This window comes from Pseudomonas sp. IT-P4, assembly GCF_949767755.1.
Taxonomy (GTDB): Bacteria; Pseudomonadota; Gammaproteobacteria; order Pseudomonadales; family Pseudomonadaceae; genus Aquipseudomonas; species Aquipseudomonas monachiensis.
The window spans coordinates 107,875-124,348 of the sequence record NZ_CATKPX010000034.1; the positions used below are offsets into that span (position 1 = coordinate 107,875).

The following is a 16,474-nucleotide window of genomic DNA, read 5'->3' on the forward strand; positions in this document are numbered from 1 at the left end:
TCAGATCCAGGAATGGCGATTGGGCAGCGTGCCGTTGAGGCGATAGGCGCCGACCGCGTGATACTTCCAGCGCACCGGATCGTGCAGGGTGTGCACCCGGGCGTTGCGCCAGTGGCGGTCGAGGTTGAATTCGGCGAGGGTCGCGCGGCTGCCGGCCAGTTCGAGCAGCTTTTCGCTGGCCAGCAGCGAAATCTCGGTGGTCAGCACTTTGGCTTCGGCCACGGCAATCGAGGCGCGGGCGGCGGACTCGGCGGTGAAAGGTGCGGCGCTGACATCATCGAGCACTTGCCCGGCCTTGCGCAGCAGCGCTTGGGCGGCGTGCAATTCGATTTTCAATCTGCCGATATCGGCGATCACGTACAGGTCATCGCTGGCCCGCTCGACCTTGGCGTCGATCCACGGCCGGGCGCGGGTTTTCACGAAGTCGATGGCGTCGTCGATGGCGCCTCGGGCGATACCGGCGTCGATGGCCGCTTGAATCAGCTGCGAGACGGCACCCTGGATGTTCGGCGTGTCATTGATCCGCCAGTTATCCACCACCAGTTCAGGATCGGCCTGCACGTTGTTGAGCAAAATCGTGCCGCTGGCGGTGGTGCGCTGACCAAAACCGGACCAGTCATCGACGATGCGCAATCCAGGTGTGCCGCGACGGATGAACGCCAGTACTTGCTTACCATCGTCGTTCAACGCTTTGACCGCGACCCAATGGGCGAACAGTGCGCCGGTGGAATAGAACTTCTGGCCGTTGAGGACGCCGTCAGCGGTGATGCGCGCCTTCAGTTCCAGGGTGTTCTTGGTGCCGCGTTCCGGCCCGGCATTGCCGATGCGCCAGCCGTCGAGGACGCTTTTGAACAGCTGTTTTTTCTGCGCCTCGGTGGCGCTGCCGAGCACCAGGTTAAGAATGCCGAACTGGTTTTGCGGGATCTGCCCAAGTGCCGGGTCTGCCGCGGAAATGATCGCGAAAACCTCGGCCAGGGTAACGAACGAAACCTGCGGGCCACCGTACTCGCGGGGGATGGAAATGCTGCCCAGGCCGCTGCGGGTGAACTGTTCTATTTCAGACCATGGGAGCTTGCGCTGCCGGTCACGTTTGGCCGCTTGCAGGCGGGCGACTTGCGCCAGCTCGTGGGCCGCCTTAATGGCTTGAGCGTCATTGCGCAAGACTTTTGCGGGCAACAACAGCGGGGCGATGTCCAGGTCACTCTGGACGTTTGCATCTGCCAGACTGGACATCAGTGCCGCTCCTTGGCTGCACGCAATGCCCTGGCGATCTGCACTGGGGTGATTGTGTTCCGGACCATACCTACCTCACATCTTATGGAAGCGCCGCTTGTGGCCGCGCATGAAAACAAGGATGTCCGGTGGTCCGGTGTATATACCCTAAACGTGTATAAATATTTTATGAACTAACTTTTAGGAATATGCATAGAAGGATGATTCCGCCAAAGAGACCTCTTCATCGTCTACGGGGTTCGGCGGCCTTGAGGGGCTGTTTCTTCGGGACTTTCAGATAAGTGTTTGCACAACCAATCTTCAGCGTGCGGGCTGGAGCCCAGCGGGAGTTGTTGCCCACCCGGTCGAGAATGCAGTACGTCACCTCCAGCCGCAGGTCTTCGCCGGCTTCGAGGATGATAGTCGGCGGAATCCAGACATGAATCGGCTGGCCCACATCGGCGGACTTGATCCGTGGCAGATCCATGCGCACATCGCCCCAGCGCAGGGTGATTTCATCGTCGACGGCCATGTTCAGGTACGGCTCGATGGTCAAGGGAACACCGCGTTTGACCTGGCTCGGATTGACCCCCTGACGGCGAATCGCCTCGGGAATGCTCACCGGTGCCAGGCACTGGTTTTCATCGCCGCACAGCTCGGAAGGTTGGCCGCCTGGGCAGTCGAGTTTGATCTGCACGTTTTGGCTGGCCGAAATCACTGGGTCTCGACCCACCTGCATGACCCGGTAGTGAATGCGCGAGGTACCGTTGGCGACAAAGCTTTCAGGCACCCGCAACTGCACCGGTTGGCCGACATCGCTGGCCTTCAGCACGCGGGAGGCCACGTAGCAGCTATCCCAGAACAGTTCGATCAGGTCGCCTTCGTCCATGGCGGGGTAGGGCGCCACATCGATCAGCAGGTGCGCCGCGCAAGTGACGTTGATGCCGGTCTTGTTGGATTGCGCCAGGGTCGGGGCCACAAGCCCGGATGTGTTCGAGGTGCTTTTCATGAAGTCTCCTTGAAGTTTTGCAACGAAGTCCGTTTCTGGGAAATCAAAAACTAAATATCGAACAGCAAAACCATTCATTACTTTTAATTGAAATAATGAGTTTGGCGTGATGAGTGACGTCGGTTGGAGACTAGATAAGAGTCAGGGGGAGTAAGTGTCAATGAGATTTATTAGTTATGGGTGAAGTGTGCTGTTATTCAGAAAGTTCCTACGGTACGAAGTAAGTAAACCATGGCGGCGTGTCGAATTTGTCCGCTGAAAGTGTCTAAAGCCGGGCGGCTTGGCGTGCGTGGTCGGCCAGGTGTTGTGAAAGGAACCTGGTGGGGAACGGGAGGTTAATTGTTATTGTGCAGATATATGTACCGCGCGCGCGTACAAAATATGCATGTCGAATAGATGGGGTTAGTTTGGTATTGATAAAGTATTTTTTGCGATGGTGCCACTTCCGTCCATGGAAGATGACCATTGTTGAACGGGTTGTTAGTTGTGGCTGTTGTTCAGGAACTTGCTGAGAAACTGTTTGGTTCGCTCTTCTTTCGGGTTGGCAAACAACGCCTTCGCTTCGCCTTGCTCGACGATCACGCCCTTGTCGAAAAACACCACGCGATTGGCCACGTCCCGGGCAAAGCCCATTTCGTGAGTGACGATCACCATGGTGCGATTCTCTTCGGCCAGGCCGCGGATAGTCGCCAATACCTCGCCCACCAGCTCCGGGTCGAGGGCCGAGGTCGGTTCATCGAACAGGATCACTTCCGGTTCCATCGCCAGCGCCCGGGCAATCGCCACGCGCTGTTGCTGACCACCGGAGAGGCGACGCGGATAGGCGTCTTCCTTACCCGCCAGGCCTACCTTGGCCAATAGCTTTTTACCCAGGGCAACTGCATCGGCGTGCGCGATCTTCTTGACGATGATCGGGCCTTCGATAACGTTTTCCAGCGCGGTGCGATGGGGGAACAGGTTGAAGTTCTGGAACACGAAACCCACGTGTTGGCGCAAGCGCCGCACCAGGCTCTGCTGCTGGTTCAGGGGACGGCTGGTATCGACTTCGATATCACCGACCTTGATCCGGCCGCTGGTGGGCTCTTCCAGAAAATTCAGGCAGCGCAGGAAGGTGGTCTTGCCCGAACCGCTAGGGCCGATGATCGCGACCACCTCGCCTTCCTTGACCTCAAGATCGATGCCGTTGAGCACGACTTGACCCTTGAACTGCTTTGTCAGTTTTTCCACGACAATCATTGGGTCAGGACTCCTGGTCGTGCCGATTGACCCGCGCTTCCAACTGGTTCTGCAGGTGCGAAAGCACGGTTGCGAGGACCCAGTAGATCAGTGCGGCGGCAAGATACATGGTGAAGATTTCGAAGGTGCGAGCGGTGATCAGCTGCGCCTGACGGAACAGTTCCGGCACCTGGATGGTGGCGGCCAGCGCGGTGTCCTTGACCAGCGAAATGAAGCTGTTGCCCAGCGGCGGCAATGCGGTGCGCATCGCCTGCGGCAGGATGGCCCGGCGCAAGGTTTGCGCGCGGGTCATGCCGATACTGGCAGCCGCTTCCCACTGGCCGCGCTCGATGGAGCTGATCGCGGCACGCAGGATTTCACAGGCGTAGGCGGCCATGTTCAGCGAGAAGCCGATCAGTGCCGCCGGCAGCGGATCCAGTTCCAGACCCAATTGCGGCAAGCCGTAATAGATCACGAACAGTTGCACCAGCAACGGCGTGCCGCGAAAGAACGACACGTAGATGCGGGCGATCCAGCTCACCAGTTTGAAGCGCGACAGGCGCATCAGCGCCAGACCGAAGCCCATCACCAGGCCGAAGAACATCCCGCCCAGGCTGAGGATGACCGTGTAATACGCGCCCTTGAGCAGAAAGGGCGCGGAGTCCAGTGCGAGTTGGAAAGCTTCTCCCATTATTGAGTGACGTCAGCGTTGAAGTATTTTTCCGAGAGCTTTTTCAGGGTGCCATCGGCGCGCAGCTTATCGATTGCCTTGTTGACCGCGGCCAGCAGTTCAGGCTCACCTTTGCGCAGGGCAATGCCGGCTTCCTGGCGGGAGAACGCATCACCGGCGGCGGTGGTGTCCTTGGCCTTCTTGGCGTATTCCAGCGCGGCCAGGCGGTCGATCAGAATGGCGTCGATACGGCCGACACGCAGGTCCTGGAACTTGGTCGGATCATCTTCGTAGGTGCGGATGTCAGCGGTCGGCACATTGGCCTTCACCCACTCTTCGTAGTTGGTGCCCAGGCCTACACCGACTTTCTTGCCAGACAGGTCGGCGGCGGACTTGATGTTCAGCTCGGCGGCCTTCTTCGTCAGCACCAGCGCCTGAATACCGGAAACGGTGTAGGGTTCGGAGAAGTCATACTTCTTCTTGCGCTCTTCGGAGATGGTCACCTGGTTGATCACTGCGTCCAGACGCTTGGATTCCAGGGCCGCGAGGATGCCGTCCCATTTGGTTGGTTGCAGCTTGACCTTCACGCCCAGTTCTTTGGCCAGGGCTTCGGAGAACTCGACTTCGAAGCCGGTCAGCTTGCCGTCGGCGTCGACGAAACTGAATGGTGGGTAGGTGCCTTCCAGGCCGACGTTGATTACGCCTTTGTCCTTGATTTGTTGCAGTTGCTCACCGGCAACCGCCTGGCCAATAAGGCCGGCGCTCAGTGCCAGGCCCAGCGAACCCACCAGCAGATTGCGACGTAGTGCGGAAAAATTCATGACAAGCCCCTGTGTTTTCTTATGGAAGACGCTTTAGGAAAGTTGGCAAATTCGGGATTTGGACGACTGCGATATCCTGCCCTAATGCAGCTTATGCGTCTCGCTGCAAATTCGCCTGCGCGTGACTATAAGATGATGCCTATAGAATTGAAAATAATGAATATTATTTTTGTTATTCGTTAATTGCATATGAGTTTCATGGAAAAGATCGTAGCCTGCGGCAGCTCCTACATGGATCGGCATGCATCTGTAGGAGCTGCCGCAGGCTGCGATCTTTTGATCTTCTGAATCGCTTACAGAAAATCCTTATAGGCAAACAACGCCGGCGCGCCACCGGTGTGCAGGAAGATAATCGGACCATCGTCGAACCGCTGACGGCCGATTCCGTCCAGCAAGCCGGCCATGGCCTTGCCAGTGTAGACCGGGTCCAGCAGCAAGCCTTCGTGACTCGCCAGCAGCTTCACCGCCGCCAGTGTGCCGGCATTCGGCTCGCCATAACGCGGGGCGAAATACTCGTCCCACAACTCGACCTTGAAAGCCTCCGGCAGATTCACGCCCAGCAACTCGGCGGTGCGTTCGGCCAGGCCTTGAACCTTTGGCCGCTGATCTTCATCGCTGCGCGAAACCGTCACGCCGATTACTGGCAGATTCGGCAGTGCTTCACTCAGGGCCAGTGCCAGGCCGCTGTGGGTACCGGCGCTGCCCGAGGCCAGGACCACGGCGGCGAACTTCAGGCCGGTGTCCTTGATCTGTTCGGCCAGTTCCAGACCGGCACGCACGTAGCCCAGGGCGCCCAGCGCATTGGAGCCACCGATCGGCACCAGGTACGGCTTCTTGCCGTTGCTGCGCAGTCGGTTGGCCAGTGCTTGCAGTTGCTCGTCGGCGTTGTCGAGGTTTTCCACCAGTTCGACCTTGGCATCGAACAGGTCGAGCAGCAGGCGGTTGCCGTTGCCGGTGTAATTGCTGTCGTCAGTGCCGAGAGGATTTTCCAGAAGGGCTACGCAGCCCAGGCCCAACTTTGCGGCAATGGCGGCTGTCTGGCGTACGTGGTTCGATTGCAGCGCGCCCGCGGTGATCAAGGTGTCGGCGCCCTGGGCCAAGGCATCGGCGGCCAGGTATTCGAGTTTGCGCAGCTTGTTACCGCCCATTGCCAGCGGCGTCAGGTCATCGCGCTTGACGTACAGGTCGCGGCCCAGCCAGGTCGACAGGCGTTCGAGTTTTTCCAGGGCGGTGGGCTGACCGAGCAGGTCGAGGCGGGTAAAGCTGGCGAGCTGTTGTTTGATCATGAGTCCGTACTGGCGGTTGAAGATCTCAGGACTATAGGCACGCCAAAAAGTTGGGGCAACCGCCAATCGCTTATAGCCAATCGAAATGAGTACAGCACTATTGGTTCTTAATTTGCCTCGCGGCCCTTGCCGTAAAGTAATCGCCGTCAGTGCGGCCAGACAGTCCGGCCGCCCGTGAGGAGTTTTTACCGTGAGTGAGCGTTCCAGCCATTGGCAATTGCAGACCATCGTCAGCCAGCTGCGCACGGCACGTGAACAGTGGCGTGCACAAAACGGCCGGGCTACCGGCGAGCAGGGCGGTCGCGAATTGCCTTCCCGCGCAGCCATGGCGGACATTCTCGAGGCCCTGTGCGGTGCGTTGTTCCCGATGCGCCTGGGGCCGGTTGACCTGCGCGAAGAGAGTGAAGACTTCTATGTCGGTCATACCCTGGATGTGGCGCTGAATGCGCTGTTGGCCCAGGCGCGACTCGAATTGCGCTACGCCGCTCGCCACAGTGCCCAGGCCGAGACTGAAGTCGAAGCCAAAACCATCCAGATCATTCAGGACTTTGCCCTCGCCTTGCCTGGGTTGCGCAGCCTGTTGGACAGTGACGTGCTCGCGGCCTATCACGGTGACCCGGCGGCCCGCAGTGTCGATGAAGTGTTGTTGTGCTATCCGGGGATCCTGGCGGTGATTCACCATCGTCTGGCCCACCATTTGTATCGCGCCGGGTTGCCGCTGCTGGCGCGGATCAGCGCGGAAATCGCTCACTCGGCCACCGGCATCGACATTCACCCCGGCGCGCAGATCGGCCGCAGTTTCTTCATCGACCATGGGACGGGTGTGGTGATTGGCGAGACGGCGATCATCGGTGAACGCGTGCGGATCTATCAGGCGGTGACCTTGGGCGCCAAGCGCTTCCCGGCGGACGAAGATGGCCAACTGCAGAAAGGTCAGCCACGGCACCCGATTGTCGAGGATGACGTGGTGATTTATGCCGGGGCGACGATTCTCGGGCGGATCACCATCGGCCAGGGCTCGACCATTGGCGGCAACGTCTGGCTGACCCGCAGCGTGCCGGCGGGCAGCAACCTGACCCAGGCGAGTTTGCAGTTGGATGATGGGGCGCAGAAGTGAGGATGTAGGAGCTGTCGAGTGCAACGAGGCTGCGATCTTTTCCAAGCGCGCCGCGAACCAAAATCAAAAGATCGCAGCCTGCGGCAGCTCCTACAGAACACCTCTAAATTCCGCGTAAAACCTTTCCTTGAGCTAGCGTAACAACACCACCGCCGAGCCCTGCGATTAGTCCTTAGCCCCCTATCCATGTTTAACTTGAACGTTCATTCAAGTTAAACCGGCGGTTCGCTGCCCGCTCACAACAGGAGGCTTGCCTTTGCTGAGTCCGATTTCTACAGCCACTTTCTACCCCTTCGAGGTGCACCGAACATGAGTGCATCGTCCATCCCTCCAAGCGGTCTGATCCGCATGAATCCGCCGGTGTTCTGGTTCTCGGCGAGTTTCATTCTGTTGTTTGGTGTCGTTGTCATCGCCATGCCGGAGCAGGCCGGTGCCTGGTTGCTGGCGGCGCAAAACTGGGCGGCCAACACGGTCGGCTGGTATTACCTGCTGGCGATGACCCTGTATCTGGTCTTCGTGGTGGTCACCGCCTTGTCCGGCTACGGCAAGATCAAGCTCGGTGCCGACCACGACGAACCCGAATTCAGTTATCTGTCCTGGGCTGGCATGCTGTTCGCCGCCGGGATCAGCATCACCCTGTTTTTCTTCTGCGTGTCCGAGCCGCTGACCCACATGCTGCAACCGCCCCAGGGCGAGGCCGGTACGGCGGATGCGGCGCGCCAGGCGATGCAGATTCTGTTTCTGCACTGGGGCCTGCATGGCTGGGGCGTGTTCGCCTTTGTCGGCATGGCGCTGGCCTACTTCGCCTACCGGCATAACCTGCCACTGGCCCTGCGCTCGGCGCTGTATCCGCTGATCGGCAAGCGTATCAACGGCCCCATCGGCTACGCGGTGGATGGCTTCGGCATCATCGCCACGGTGTTCGGCCTCGGTGCTGACATGGGCTTTGGCGTGTTGCATCTCAACTCGGGCCTGGATTATCTGTTCGGCATCGCCCACACCCAATGGATTCAGGTCGGCCTGATCACCCTGATGATGGGTGCTGCGATCATCGTTGCCGTATCCGGCGTCGACAAGGGCGTGCGGGTGATGTCCGACATCAACATGCTGCTGGCCTGCGCGCTGCTGCTGTTCGTATTGTTCGCCGGCCCTACGCAGCACTTGCTCAACACCCTGATCCAGAACCTCGGTGATTACCTCGGCGCCTTGCCGATGAAGAGTTTCGACCTCTATGCCTACGACAAACCCGGCGACTGGCTGGGCGGCTGGACGGTGTTCTACTGGGCCTGGTGGATTGCGTGGTCGCCGTTCGTGGGCTTGTTCATCGCACGGATTTCCCGTGGTCGCACCATCCGCGAGTTCGTCTTCGGCGTGCTGTTGATTCCGCTGGGCTTTACCCTGGCGTGGATGTCGATCTTCGGCAACAGCGCCATCGATCAAGTGCTCAACCACGGCATGAGCGCGCTCGGTATGTCGGCCATCGACAATCCGTCGATGACGCTCTACCTGCTGCTGGAAACCTACCCGTGGAGCAAAACCGTCATCGCGGTCACGGTGTTTATCAGCTTTGTGTTCTTCGTCACCTCCGCCGACTCCGGCACCGTGGTGTTGTCGACGCTGTCCGCCAAGGGCGGTAACCCCGATGAAGACGGGCCGAAATGGTTGCGGGTGTTCTGGGGCGCGATGACCGCCCTGGTGACCAGCGCGCTGCTGTTCTCCGGCAGCATCGATGCGTTGAAGTCGGCGGTGGTCCTGACCTCGTTGCCGTTCTCGCTGATCCTGCTGTTGATGATGTGGGGGCTGCACAAAGCGTTTTATCTGGAGTCGCAGAAGCAGATTGCGCAGATGCACTCCTTGGCACCGGTGTCCGGTTCACGGCGGGGTGGCTGGCGTCAGCGTTTGAGTCAGGCGGTGCATTTCCCGTCGCGGGATGAGGTCTACCGCTTCCTCGACACGACGGTGCGCCCGGCGATTGAAGAAGTGTCTGCCGTGTTCATCGAAAAGGGTTTGCACGTAGCGACACACCCGGACCCGGCCAATGACAGCGTCAGCCTGGAAATCGGCCACGGCGATCAACATCCGTTTGTTTATCAGGTGCAGATGCGCGGTTACTTCACGCCATCGTTTGCCCGTGGCGGCATGGGTTCCAAGCAACTCAACAATCGCCGCTACTACCGGGCCGAAGTGCATTTGAGCGAAGGCAGTCAGGACTACGATCTGGTCGGCTATACCAAGGAACAGATCATCAACGACATCCTCGACCAGTACGAACGGCACATGCAGTTCCTGCATCTGGTGCGCTGATCAAGGCCTTCATGTCTCGGTGGTCAACACCATGAACAACACCAGCGCCGCCACCGGGACACCGAACACGGCGCTACCGACCGCCAGTTCGGTGCTCAATGGCTGGCCGGCATGCACTATGCCGACTGCGCCGTTGATCAGCGTCAGCGCCAGCCACAGCACGATAAAACAGTAGGCCAGGGTCTGACGGGTAAAGCCGATTTTCTCGCCGATGTAGAGCATCAACGCCAGGAGGATCAGGCCGAAGGTTGTGATGATGGTGGTGTGCATGAACTGTCCCGCCCTTCAGATGTGCATTGCTTTGGAGGCAGCCATCGCGAGCAAGCTCGCTCCCACAGGGGACTTCCTTTGAGCACAAATTTTGTGAGCAACCAAGATCAATGTGGGAGCGAGCTTGCTCGCGATTGGGGGCGCTGCGGTCTCAGTGTGAACTCAGTTAAACCAACCCGCCATTCACCCGCAAAATCTGCCCATTGACCCAACCCGAATCCGGCCCCGCCAGAAACGACACAACACGGGAAATATCCTCCGGCTGCCCCAGGCGCTCCAGCGGCGCCATCTTCGCGAAATTCTGAATCTGCTCCTCACTCTTGCCGTGTAAAAACAACTCAGTCGCCACCGGCCCGGGAGCCACCGCATTGACGGTGATGTTGCGCCCGCGCATCTCTTTGGCGAACACCTGGGTCAGGGATTCCACTGCCGCTTTGCTGGCGATGTACACCGCGTAACCCGGCAGGTTCATGCCGACGGTGCTGCTGGAGAAGTTGATGATTCGGCCACCGCTGTTCAGGCGGGTCGCCGCTTCACGCAGGATATTGAAGGTACCGCGAGCGTGGATGTTGAAGGTCTGCTCGAACAGTTCGTCGCTGTGTTGCGCCAGCGGCAGGACCTTGAGGATGCCGGCGTTGTTCACCAAAACATCGACCTTGCCGAACTGGGTTTCAACCTCGTCGAACATCCCGCGCACGTCGTCGGCATTGGCCACATCGGCCTTGATCGCTATGGCCTGGTGGCCGGCCTGACGCAGCTCCACCACCCGTTTCGAGGCTTCGGTGGCGCTGCTGGCGTAGTTGATGGCAACGGCGAAACCTTCGCTGGCCAGTTGTTTGGCGATGACCGCGCCGATGCCGCGGGAGGCACCGGTCACGATGGCAACTTTCGGAGTTTGAGCAGTCATGTTGATGTTCCTGTTGATGGGGTGTGAAGCCAATTTCACATGTTTACTCAGGCCGATAAATGCACGAGAGTTGCCTTGACTGTTCAATGATTGCCAACAATCGAGTGCCTGGAGTGAGCTGTGGACCAAGTCAAAGCGATGAAGGTTTTTGTGCGGATCTACGAGCGCTGATCGGCAAACGTGTCGCCAACCTGCGTCAGATCACCTGCGCCAGCCCCGCCTATTTGCGCAAATACGGCGAACCGAAAAGCCTCGCCGACCTCAGCCGGCACCGTGCGGTGAACTACGTTTCGCGCACGACGGCCAGGTTGTTCCCGTTTGAATTCATGGTGGACGGTGAACTCAAGGAAGTGGCCATCGACGGTGCGGTATCGGTGTTCGGCGCAGAAATCTACGCCGCCTCGGCGATTGCCGGGCTGGGCCTGATTCAGTGCCCGCACTACCGAATGGAAACGCAGATCTCCCAAGGCCTGGTGCAGGAAGTCCTCGTCGACACCCCTCCGCCATCAATGCCGGTATCGGTGTTGTACCCGCACAACCGACACATGTCGCCCAGGGTCCGGGTGTTTGTGGACTGGTTGGGAGAGGTGTTTACGGGGGCACGGTAGCTTGTTGGCGGGGAAATACGTGAAACGTTTCAGTCATTAGTCGAATCAGGGGTTTTCTGGTGTTTGTCCGGGCGTATGCTGGGCGACTGGCAAAGCAGTCGATATCAGATTCAAGACCGACAAGAGAGGATTAGATGACCTACACCGCTGCCGAAAACCGCTACGACTCCATCCCCTACCGCCGGGTGGGCCGCAGCGGGCTGGTGCTGCCGGCACTGTCGTTGGGCCTGTGGCACAACTTCGGCGACAGCACGCCGATCGGTACCCAGCGCGCGTTGTTGCGCACGGCGTTCGACCTGGGCATCAACCATTTCGACCTGGCCAACAACTACGGCCCGCCGTATGGCAGCGCCGAGATCAACTTCGGCCGTTTACTGCGTGAAGACTTCAAGCAGTACCGCGACGAGCTGATCATTTCCAGCAAGGCCGGCTGGGACATGTGGCCCGGCCCTTACGGTCAGGGCGGCGGTTCGCGCAAGTACGTGCTGGCCAGCCTCGACCAGAGCCTGCAACGCCTGGGCGTGGACTACGTCGACATCTTCTACTCCCACCGTTTCGATCCGGACACCCCGCTGGAAGAAACCGCCAGCGCACTCGCCACGGCGGTGCAGCAGGGCAAGGCGTTGTACATCGGCATCTCGTCGTACTCCGGGGTGAAAACCCGCGAAATGGCGGCGTTGCTCAAAGAATGGAAAGTGCCGCTGCTGATTCACCAGCCGGCCTACAACCTGCTCAATCGCTGGGTGGAAAAAGACCTGCTCGATACCACTGATGAACTCGGTACCGGCGTGATTGCCTTCACTCCGTTGGCCCAGGGTTTGCTGACCGACAAATACCTCAACGGCGTGCCGGCGGATGCGCGGGTCAACCGTCCGGGCGGTGGTTCGTTGCAGGCATCGCATTTGTCAGAGGCCAACATCGCCCAGGTGCGGGCACTCAACGAAATCGCCAAACGTCGCGGCCAGAGCCTGGCGCAACTGGCGTTGGCCTGGACCCTGCGCGACCCCCGGGTCACTTCCGCGTTGATTGGCGCGAGTCGACCGGAGCAGATTATCGAGAACGTCGGGGCGTTGAAGAACTTGAGCTTCAGTGCAGAGGAACTGGCGGAAATTGACCGGTTTGCCCAGGAGGGCGGGATCAATCTTTGGGAGAAGCCTTCGACGGCTGAATAAGTAGTTGGCGCCGGATTATTCGGCGCCTTTCAGATCGCCATCGTCGGAACGCCGCCCGGAGCAAGCTCGCTCCCACAGGTTTGGCGGTGTTCACAGGTTTTGTGTACGCCACGGACACTGTGGGTGCGAGCTTGCTCGCGATGAGGCCATTAATGTCAGTACAAAAACTGGCTGTTCACCGAAAAAACGGCACATCCCCCAACACCGTCGCCCGCTGCATCACCCGCCGCGCCGGCCGGTAATCATCCACCGCGTAATGCTGGGTCACGCGGTTATCCCAGAACGCGATGTCGTCCTGCTGCCAGTGCCAGCGAATGGTGAACTCCGGCCGCGTTGAATGGGCGAACAGGAACTTCAGAATCGCCTCGCTCTCGGTTTCCGACAGCTCGTTGATCTTCGAAGTGAAACCTTCGTTGACGAACAGCGAGCGGCGCCCGCTGACCGGGTGTGTGCGGATCACCGGATGCGACAGCGGCGGATTCTTGCGCCGTGCTTCTTCCCACTGGGTCAGTGCTTCGGGCGTATTGCCATAGCGCTCCAGCGGAAACGAACGGGTGAAATCGTGGGTGGCGGTCAGGCCTTCGAGCAAGGTTTTCAGCGGTGCCGATAGGGCTTCGTACGCGGCAATCCCGCTGGCCCACAACGTGTCGCCGCCAAACTCCGGCAGCAGCTTGGCGCTGAGCACGGCGCCCATGGCCGGGGTCGGCAGGAAGGTCACGTCGGTGTGCCAGATAGCGTTATCGCGCACGTCGGTGACGGCGGTGTCGAGGATCAGCACTTCAGGTTGCTCCGGCACATTCGGGTAGATCGGATGGATGTGCAGATCGCCGAAATTCGCGGCGAATCGCGCCTGTTGCTGTGGCGTGATCGGCTGGTTGCGGAAGAACAGCACCTGATGCTTGAGCAGGGCCTGTTCGATGGCATCGCGTTGCTCCAGGTTCAGCGGCTGGCTGATGTCGATGCCACTGATCTGTGCGCCGAGGGCGGAGCTTAAGGGGACGATGGTCAAGTCACTCATGGTGATTCTCTTGAAATTCGGGGGTGTTGATTACTGTGGGAGCAAGCTCACTCCCACAGGGTTTCTCACAGGGAAATTATTCAGTGAGCCTGGCCATGCCACGGCACCAGTTTGCGTTGCAGGGCACGCAGGCCCAGTTCCATCGCGAAGGCGATCAGTGCGATCACCAGAATCCCCAGTACCACCACATCGGTGACCAGAAACTGCGCGGCCGATTGCACCATGAAGCCCAGGCCGCTGGTGGCGGCGATCAATTCGGCGGCGACCAGGGTCGACCACCCCACGCCGAGGCCGATGCGCACACCGGTCAGAATGTCCGGCAAGGCACTCGGCAAAATGACGTGGCGAATCAACTGCACGCGGGTTGCGCCCAGCGACTGCGCGGCACGCAATTTGGCCGGGTCGACCGTGCGCACACCGGTGGCGGTGGCGATGGCAATCGGGGCGAAGATCGCCAGGTAGATCAGCAGCACTTTGGACAATTCACCGATGCCGCACCAGATCACGATCAGCGGCAGATAGGCCAACGGAGGGATCGGCCGGTAGAACTCGATCAGCGGGTCGAGCACGCCACGGGCGATACGGTTGGCACCGATGGCAATTCCCACCGGCACGGCAGTGAGAATCGCAAAGCCGAGGCCCAGGCCGATGCGGCTCAGGCTCGCGCCGAGGTGCTGCCACAGGGTTGAATCCATGTAACCCGAGGTCGCCAGCAGCCAGCCTTTTTGCAGAACGGCGGAGGGCGGCGGCAGGAACAGCGGCTCGATCAAGCCGGTCGCCGTCACGGCCCACCAAATAGCAACGAGAGCGACCAGTGTCAGCACACTGATCCACCGGGTGCTCAAACGGCGACTTGCCGCAATCACGGCTGAGCCTGGCGTTATCGCTGCGACGGGAATTTCATAACTGCTCATGCGCGCTCCTGCCGCTGGGCGGCACTGCGTTGGGAGAACACTTTGGCGAGTACGTGTTCGCGGGTTTCGATAAAACGCGGGTCGGACTTGATTGAGCGAGCCGACTCACCGGCGGCATAACGCTGACCGAAATCGAGGCTCAGACGCTCGACGATTTGCCCAGGGTTGGGCGCCAACAGAATCAGGTCGGTGGCGAGGAATACGGCTTCTTCTATGTCGTGGGTAATCAGGAACACCGGTTTGGCGGTGCGTTGCCAGACTTGCAGCAACAACTCCTGCATTTGCTCGCGGGTGAAGGCGTCGAGGGCTCCGAAAGGTTCGTCCATCAGCAACACGCGTGGGTCGGCGGCGAGGGCGCGGGCCAGGCCGACACGCTGCTTCTGGCCGCCCGAAAGTTGCCAGATGCGGCGCTGTTCAAAACCGGACAAATCGACCAGGGCGAGCATTTCCCGGGCGCGAGCTTCGCGTTTGTCCCGGGCGATACCGGCCAGCTCCAGGCCGAACCCGACGTTGGCCAGCACGTTTTGCCACGGCAGCAGCGCGTCGTCCTGGAACACCACGCCGCGCTCGGCACTCGGGCCTTTGACGGGCACGCCGTCGAGGGTGATGCGCCCGGCGCTGGGTTCGACGAAGCCGGCAATCAGGTTCAACAGCGAAGTCTTGCCACTGCCGGACGGGCCGAGGGCGACCAGCAATTGCCGGGGCCCCAGGCTCAGGGAGATATCCGCCAACACCGGTTCCGGGTTGCCGGGGTACTGTGCGCTGATGCGCTCCAGCTGTAGCAAGGCCATCGCGTTGACTCCCGATCAGTTGGTGATGAACTTGGCGCTGACGTACGGCGCGTAGTCCGGCAGTACCGCCTCGACCTTGCCTTGTTCCTTGAGGAACGCCGCCGTGTCGGTGATGGCTTTGGTGGTCGGCGCGCCGAGGGTGAGCACCTGGTCAGCCGCTAGCGGGTAGACGTTGCCTTGCAGCAGCAATGGAATGTCGCTGGCCTTGGCGCCAGACAGTTTTACAAGCTTGTCGACGTTGCCCTGATTGGCCAGCCAGGCTTGTGGGTCTTTGCGGTAATCGGCGTAGGCGTCCAGGGTCACTTTGGCGAACGCGGTGACGATCTCCGGGTGCTTCTCGGCGAAGTCCTTGCGCACGATCCAGGCGTCGAAGGTCGGTGCGCCGAACTTGGCCAGCTCACCGGAGGTGATCAGTACCTTGCCGTTTTCCTTGGCGACACCGAGGGCCGGGTCCCAGACGTAAGTGGCGTCGATGTCACCGCGTTTCCAGGCAGCAATGATCGCGGGCGGAGCCAGGTTGAGGACGGTGACTTTCGATGGATCAATGTTCCAGTGCTTCAGCGCAGCCAGCAGGCTGTAGTGGCCGGTGGAAACGAACGGCACGGCGATTTTCTTGCCGATCAGGTCTTGCGGGGTCTTGATCCCGGAACCGTCGCGGGCGACCAGGGCTTCGGCAGCGCCGATCTGGGTGGCGATGAGGAAGGTTTCGACCGGGACTTTACGAGTGATCGCAGCGGTCAGGGGGCTGGAACCGAGGTAGCCGATCTGCACGTCGCCGGAGGCAATGGCGGCGATGATATCGGCACCGTTGTCGAATTTGCGCCAGCTGATATCGGCCTTGGTGGCCTTTTCGTAAGCGCCGTCAGCCTGGGCGACTTTCGCCGGGTCAACGGTGGTCTGGTAGGCGACGGTGAAGTCGGCTGCCTGGGCAAAAAAACTTGCGGTAGCCAAGGAAGCGGCCGCCAGCAAGCGAAGAGGGAAAGTCAGTTTCATCAGAAAGCTCCTTGTCAGGCGACCGAATGCCGGCGTGAGAAAGAGACTAAATGATCTAAGAATTCGAAAATAAATAACTTTTTAGAATTAGCTTATGAGGGGAAAACCCGGTGAGTCATTGTGAATGGGCTGGAAACAAAAAGATCGCAGCCTTCGGCAGCTCCTAC

15 protein-coding genes and 1 pseudogene are annotated in these 16,474 nt (G+C 59.9%); 4 read left to right on the forward strand and 12 right to left on the reverse strand.

The window, feature by feature from the left end; translation table 11 throughout:
- The 6 genes from ACM6IT_RS13840 to ACM6IT_RS13865 form a co-directional block, all read right to left on the reverse strand.
- A complete protein-coding gene (locus ACM6IT_RS13840; RefSeq protein WP_056726936.1) occupies nucleotides 1-1,233 on the reverse strand; it encodes an SfnB family sulfur acquisition oxidoreductase in 1,233 nt (410 codons plus the stop codon).
- 223 nt (nucleotides 1,234-1,456) lie between these two features.
- On the reverse strand, nucleotides 1,457-2,221 hold the full coding sequence (locus ACM6IT_RS13845; protein WP_414914112.1) for a hypothetical protein: 765 nt from the start codon (nucleotides 2,219-2,221) through the stop codon (nucleotides 1,457-1,459).
- A gap of 480 nt (nucleotides 2,222-2,701) precedes the next feature.
- Nucleotides 2,702-3,457, reverse strand: a complete 756-nt coding sequence (gene tcyN / locus ACM6IT_RS13850) for an L-cystine ABC transporter ATP-binding protein TcyN (RefSeq protein WP_056726934.1) — start codon at nucleotides 3,455-3,457, stop codon at nucleotides 2,702-2,704.
- A 4-nt stretch (nucleotides 3,458-3,461) separates the two neighbouring features.
- Entirely contained in the window at nucleotides 3,462-4,127 is a 666-nt protein-coding gene (gene tcyL / locus ACM6IT_RS13855; RefSeq protein WP_046040764.1) for a cystine ABC transporter permease, read from the reverse strand.
- Nucleotides 4,127-4,927 (reverse strand): cystine ABC transporter substrate-binding protein, encoded by an 801-nt coding sequence (tcyJ, locus tag ACM6IT_RS13860; protein ID WP_056726933.1) that lies wholly within the window; start codon nucleotides 4,925-4,927, stop codon nucleotides 4,127-4,129. The genes tcyL and tcyJ overlap by 1 nt, the downstream gene beginning before the upstream one ends.
- 293 nt (nucleotides 4,928-5,220) lie before the next feature.
- Nucleotides 5,221-6,213: a D-cysteine desulfhydrase gene (locus ACM6IT_RS13865; protein ID WP_414914114.1), complete on the reverse strand. Its 993-nt coding sequence runs from the start codon at nucleotides 6,211-6,213 to the stop codon at nucleotides 5,221-5,223.
- 190 nt (nucleotides 6,214-6,403) lie between these two features.
- Between ACM6IT_RS13865 and epsC the strand changes: the two genes are divergently transcribed.
- Together epsC and betT are read left to right on the forward strand one after the other, a co-directional pair.
- Nucleotides 6,404-7,330, forward strand: coding sequence for a serine O-acetyltransferase EpsC (gene epsC / locus ACM6IT_RS13870; RefSeq protein WP_056726931.1), 927 nt, complete (start codon nucleotides 6,404-6,406; stop codon nucleotides 7,328-7,330).
- A 348-nt stretch (nucleotides 7,331-7,678) separates the two neighbouring features.
- Nucleotides 7,679-9,634, forward strand: a complete 1,956-nt coding sequence (betT, locus tag ACM6IT_RS13875; RefSeq protein ID WP_414918315.1) for a choline transporter BetT — start codon at nucleotides 7,679-7,681, stop codon at nucleotides 9,632-9,634.
- A gap of 9 nt (nucleotides 9,635-9,643) precedes the next feature.
- On the opposite strand, the gene ACM6IT_RS13880 is transcribed toward betT, so the two are convergent.
- Together ACM6IT_RS13880 and ACM6IT_RS13885 are read right to left on the reverse strand one after the other, a co-directional pair.
- Nucleotides 9,644-9,904, reverse strand: coding sequence for a hypothetical protein (locus ACM6IT_RS13880; RefSeq protein WP_056726929.1), 261 nt, complete (start codon nucleotides 9,902-9,904; stop codon nucleotides 9,644-9,646).
- A gap of 166 nt (nucleotides 9,905-10,070) precedes the next feature.
- Nucleotides 10,071-10,811, reverse strand: coding sequence for an SDR family oxidoreductase (locus ACM6IT_RS13885; protein ID WP_414914115.1), 741 nt, complete (start codon nucleotides 10,809-10,811; stop codon nucleotides 10,071-10,073).
- A 164-nt stretch (nucleotides 10,812-10,975) separates the two neighbouring features.
- On the opposite strand from ACM6IT_RS13885, the pseudogene ACM6IT_RS13890 reads away from it, so the two are divergent.
- Both ACM6IT_RS13890 and mgrA read left to right on the forward strand, forming a co-directional pair.
- Nucleotides 10,976-11,419, forward strand: a pseudogene (locus ACM6IT_RS13890) (LysR substrate-binding domain-containing protein); the annotation flags it as partial.
- A gap of 134 nt (nucleotides 11,420-11,553) precedes the next feature.
- Entirely contained in the window at nucleotides 11,554-12,591 is a 1,038-nt protein-coding gene (gene mgrA / locus ACM6IT_RS13895) for an L-glyceraldehyde 3-phosphate reductase (RefSeq protein ID WP_414918199.1), read from the forward strand.
- Nucleotides 12,592-12,766: 175 nt separating this feature from the next.
- Here the strand turns inward: mgrA and tauD are convergent, their stop codons facing one another.
- The 4 genes from tauD to tauA all read right to left on the reverse strand — a co-directional run bounded on the left by tauD (nucleotide 12,767) and on the right by tauA (nucleotide 16,307).
- Complete coding sequence (gene tauD / locus ACM6IT_RS13900; RefSeq protein ID WP_414918200.1) at nucleotides 12,767-13,609, reverse strand: taurine dioxygenase; 843 nt, start codon at nucleotides 13,607-13,609, stop codon at nucleotides 12,767-12,769.
- 80 nt (nucleotides 13,610-13,689) lie between these two features.
- Entirely contained in the window at nucleotides 13,690-14,523 is an 834-nt protein-coding gene (gene tauC / locus ACM6IT_RS13905; protein WP_414918201.1) for a taurine ABC transporter permease TauC, read from the reverse strand.
- A complete protein-coding gene (gene tauB / locus ACM6IT_RS13910; RefSeq protein ID WP_056726923.1) occupies nucleotides 14,520-15,314 on the reverse strand; it encodes a taurine ABC transporter ATP-binding subunit in 795 nt (264 codons plus the stop codon). Before tauB ends, tauC begins: the two co-directional genes overlap by 4 nt.
- A 15-nt stretch (nucleotides 15,315-15,329) precedes the next feature.
- Nucleotides 15,330-16,307: a taurine ABC transporter substrate-binding protein gene (tauA, locus tag ACM6IT_RS13915; RefSeq protein WP_046040783.1), complete on the reverse strand. Its 978-nt coding sequence runs from the start codon at nucleotides 16,305-16,307 to the stop codon at nucleotides 15,330-15,332.
- Between the last annotated feature and the right edge of the window lie 167 nt (nucleotides 16,308-16,474).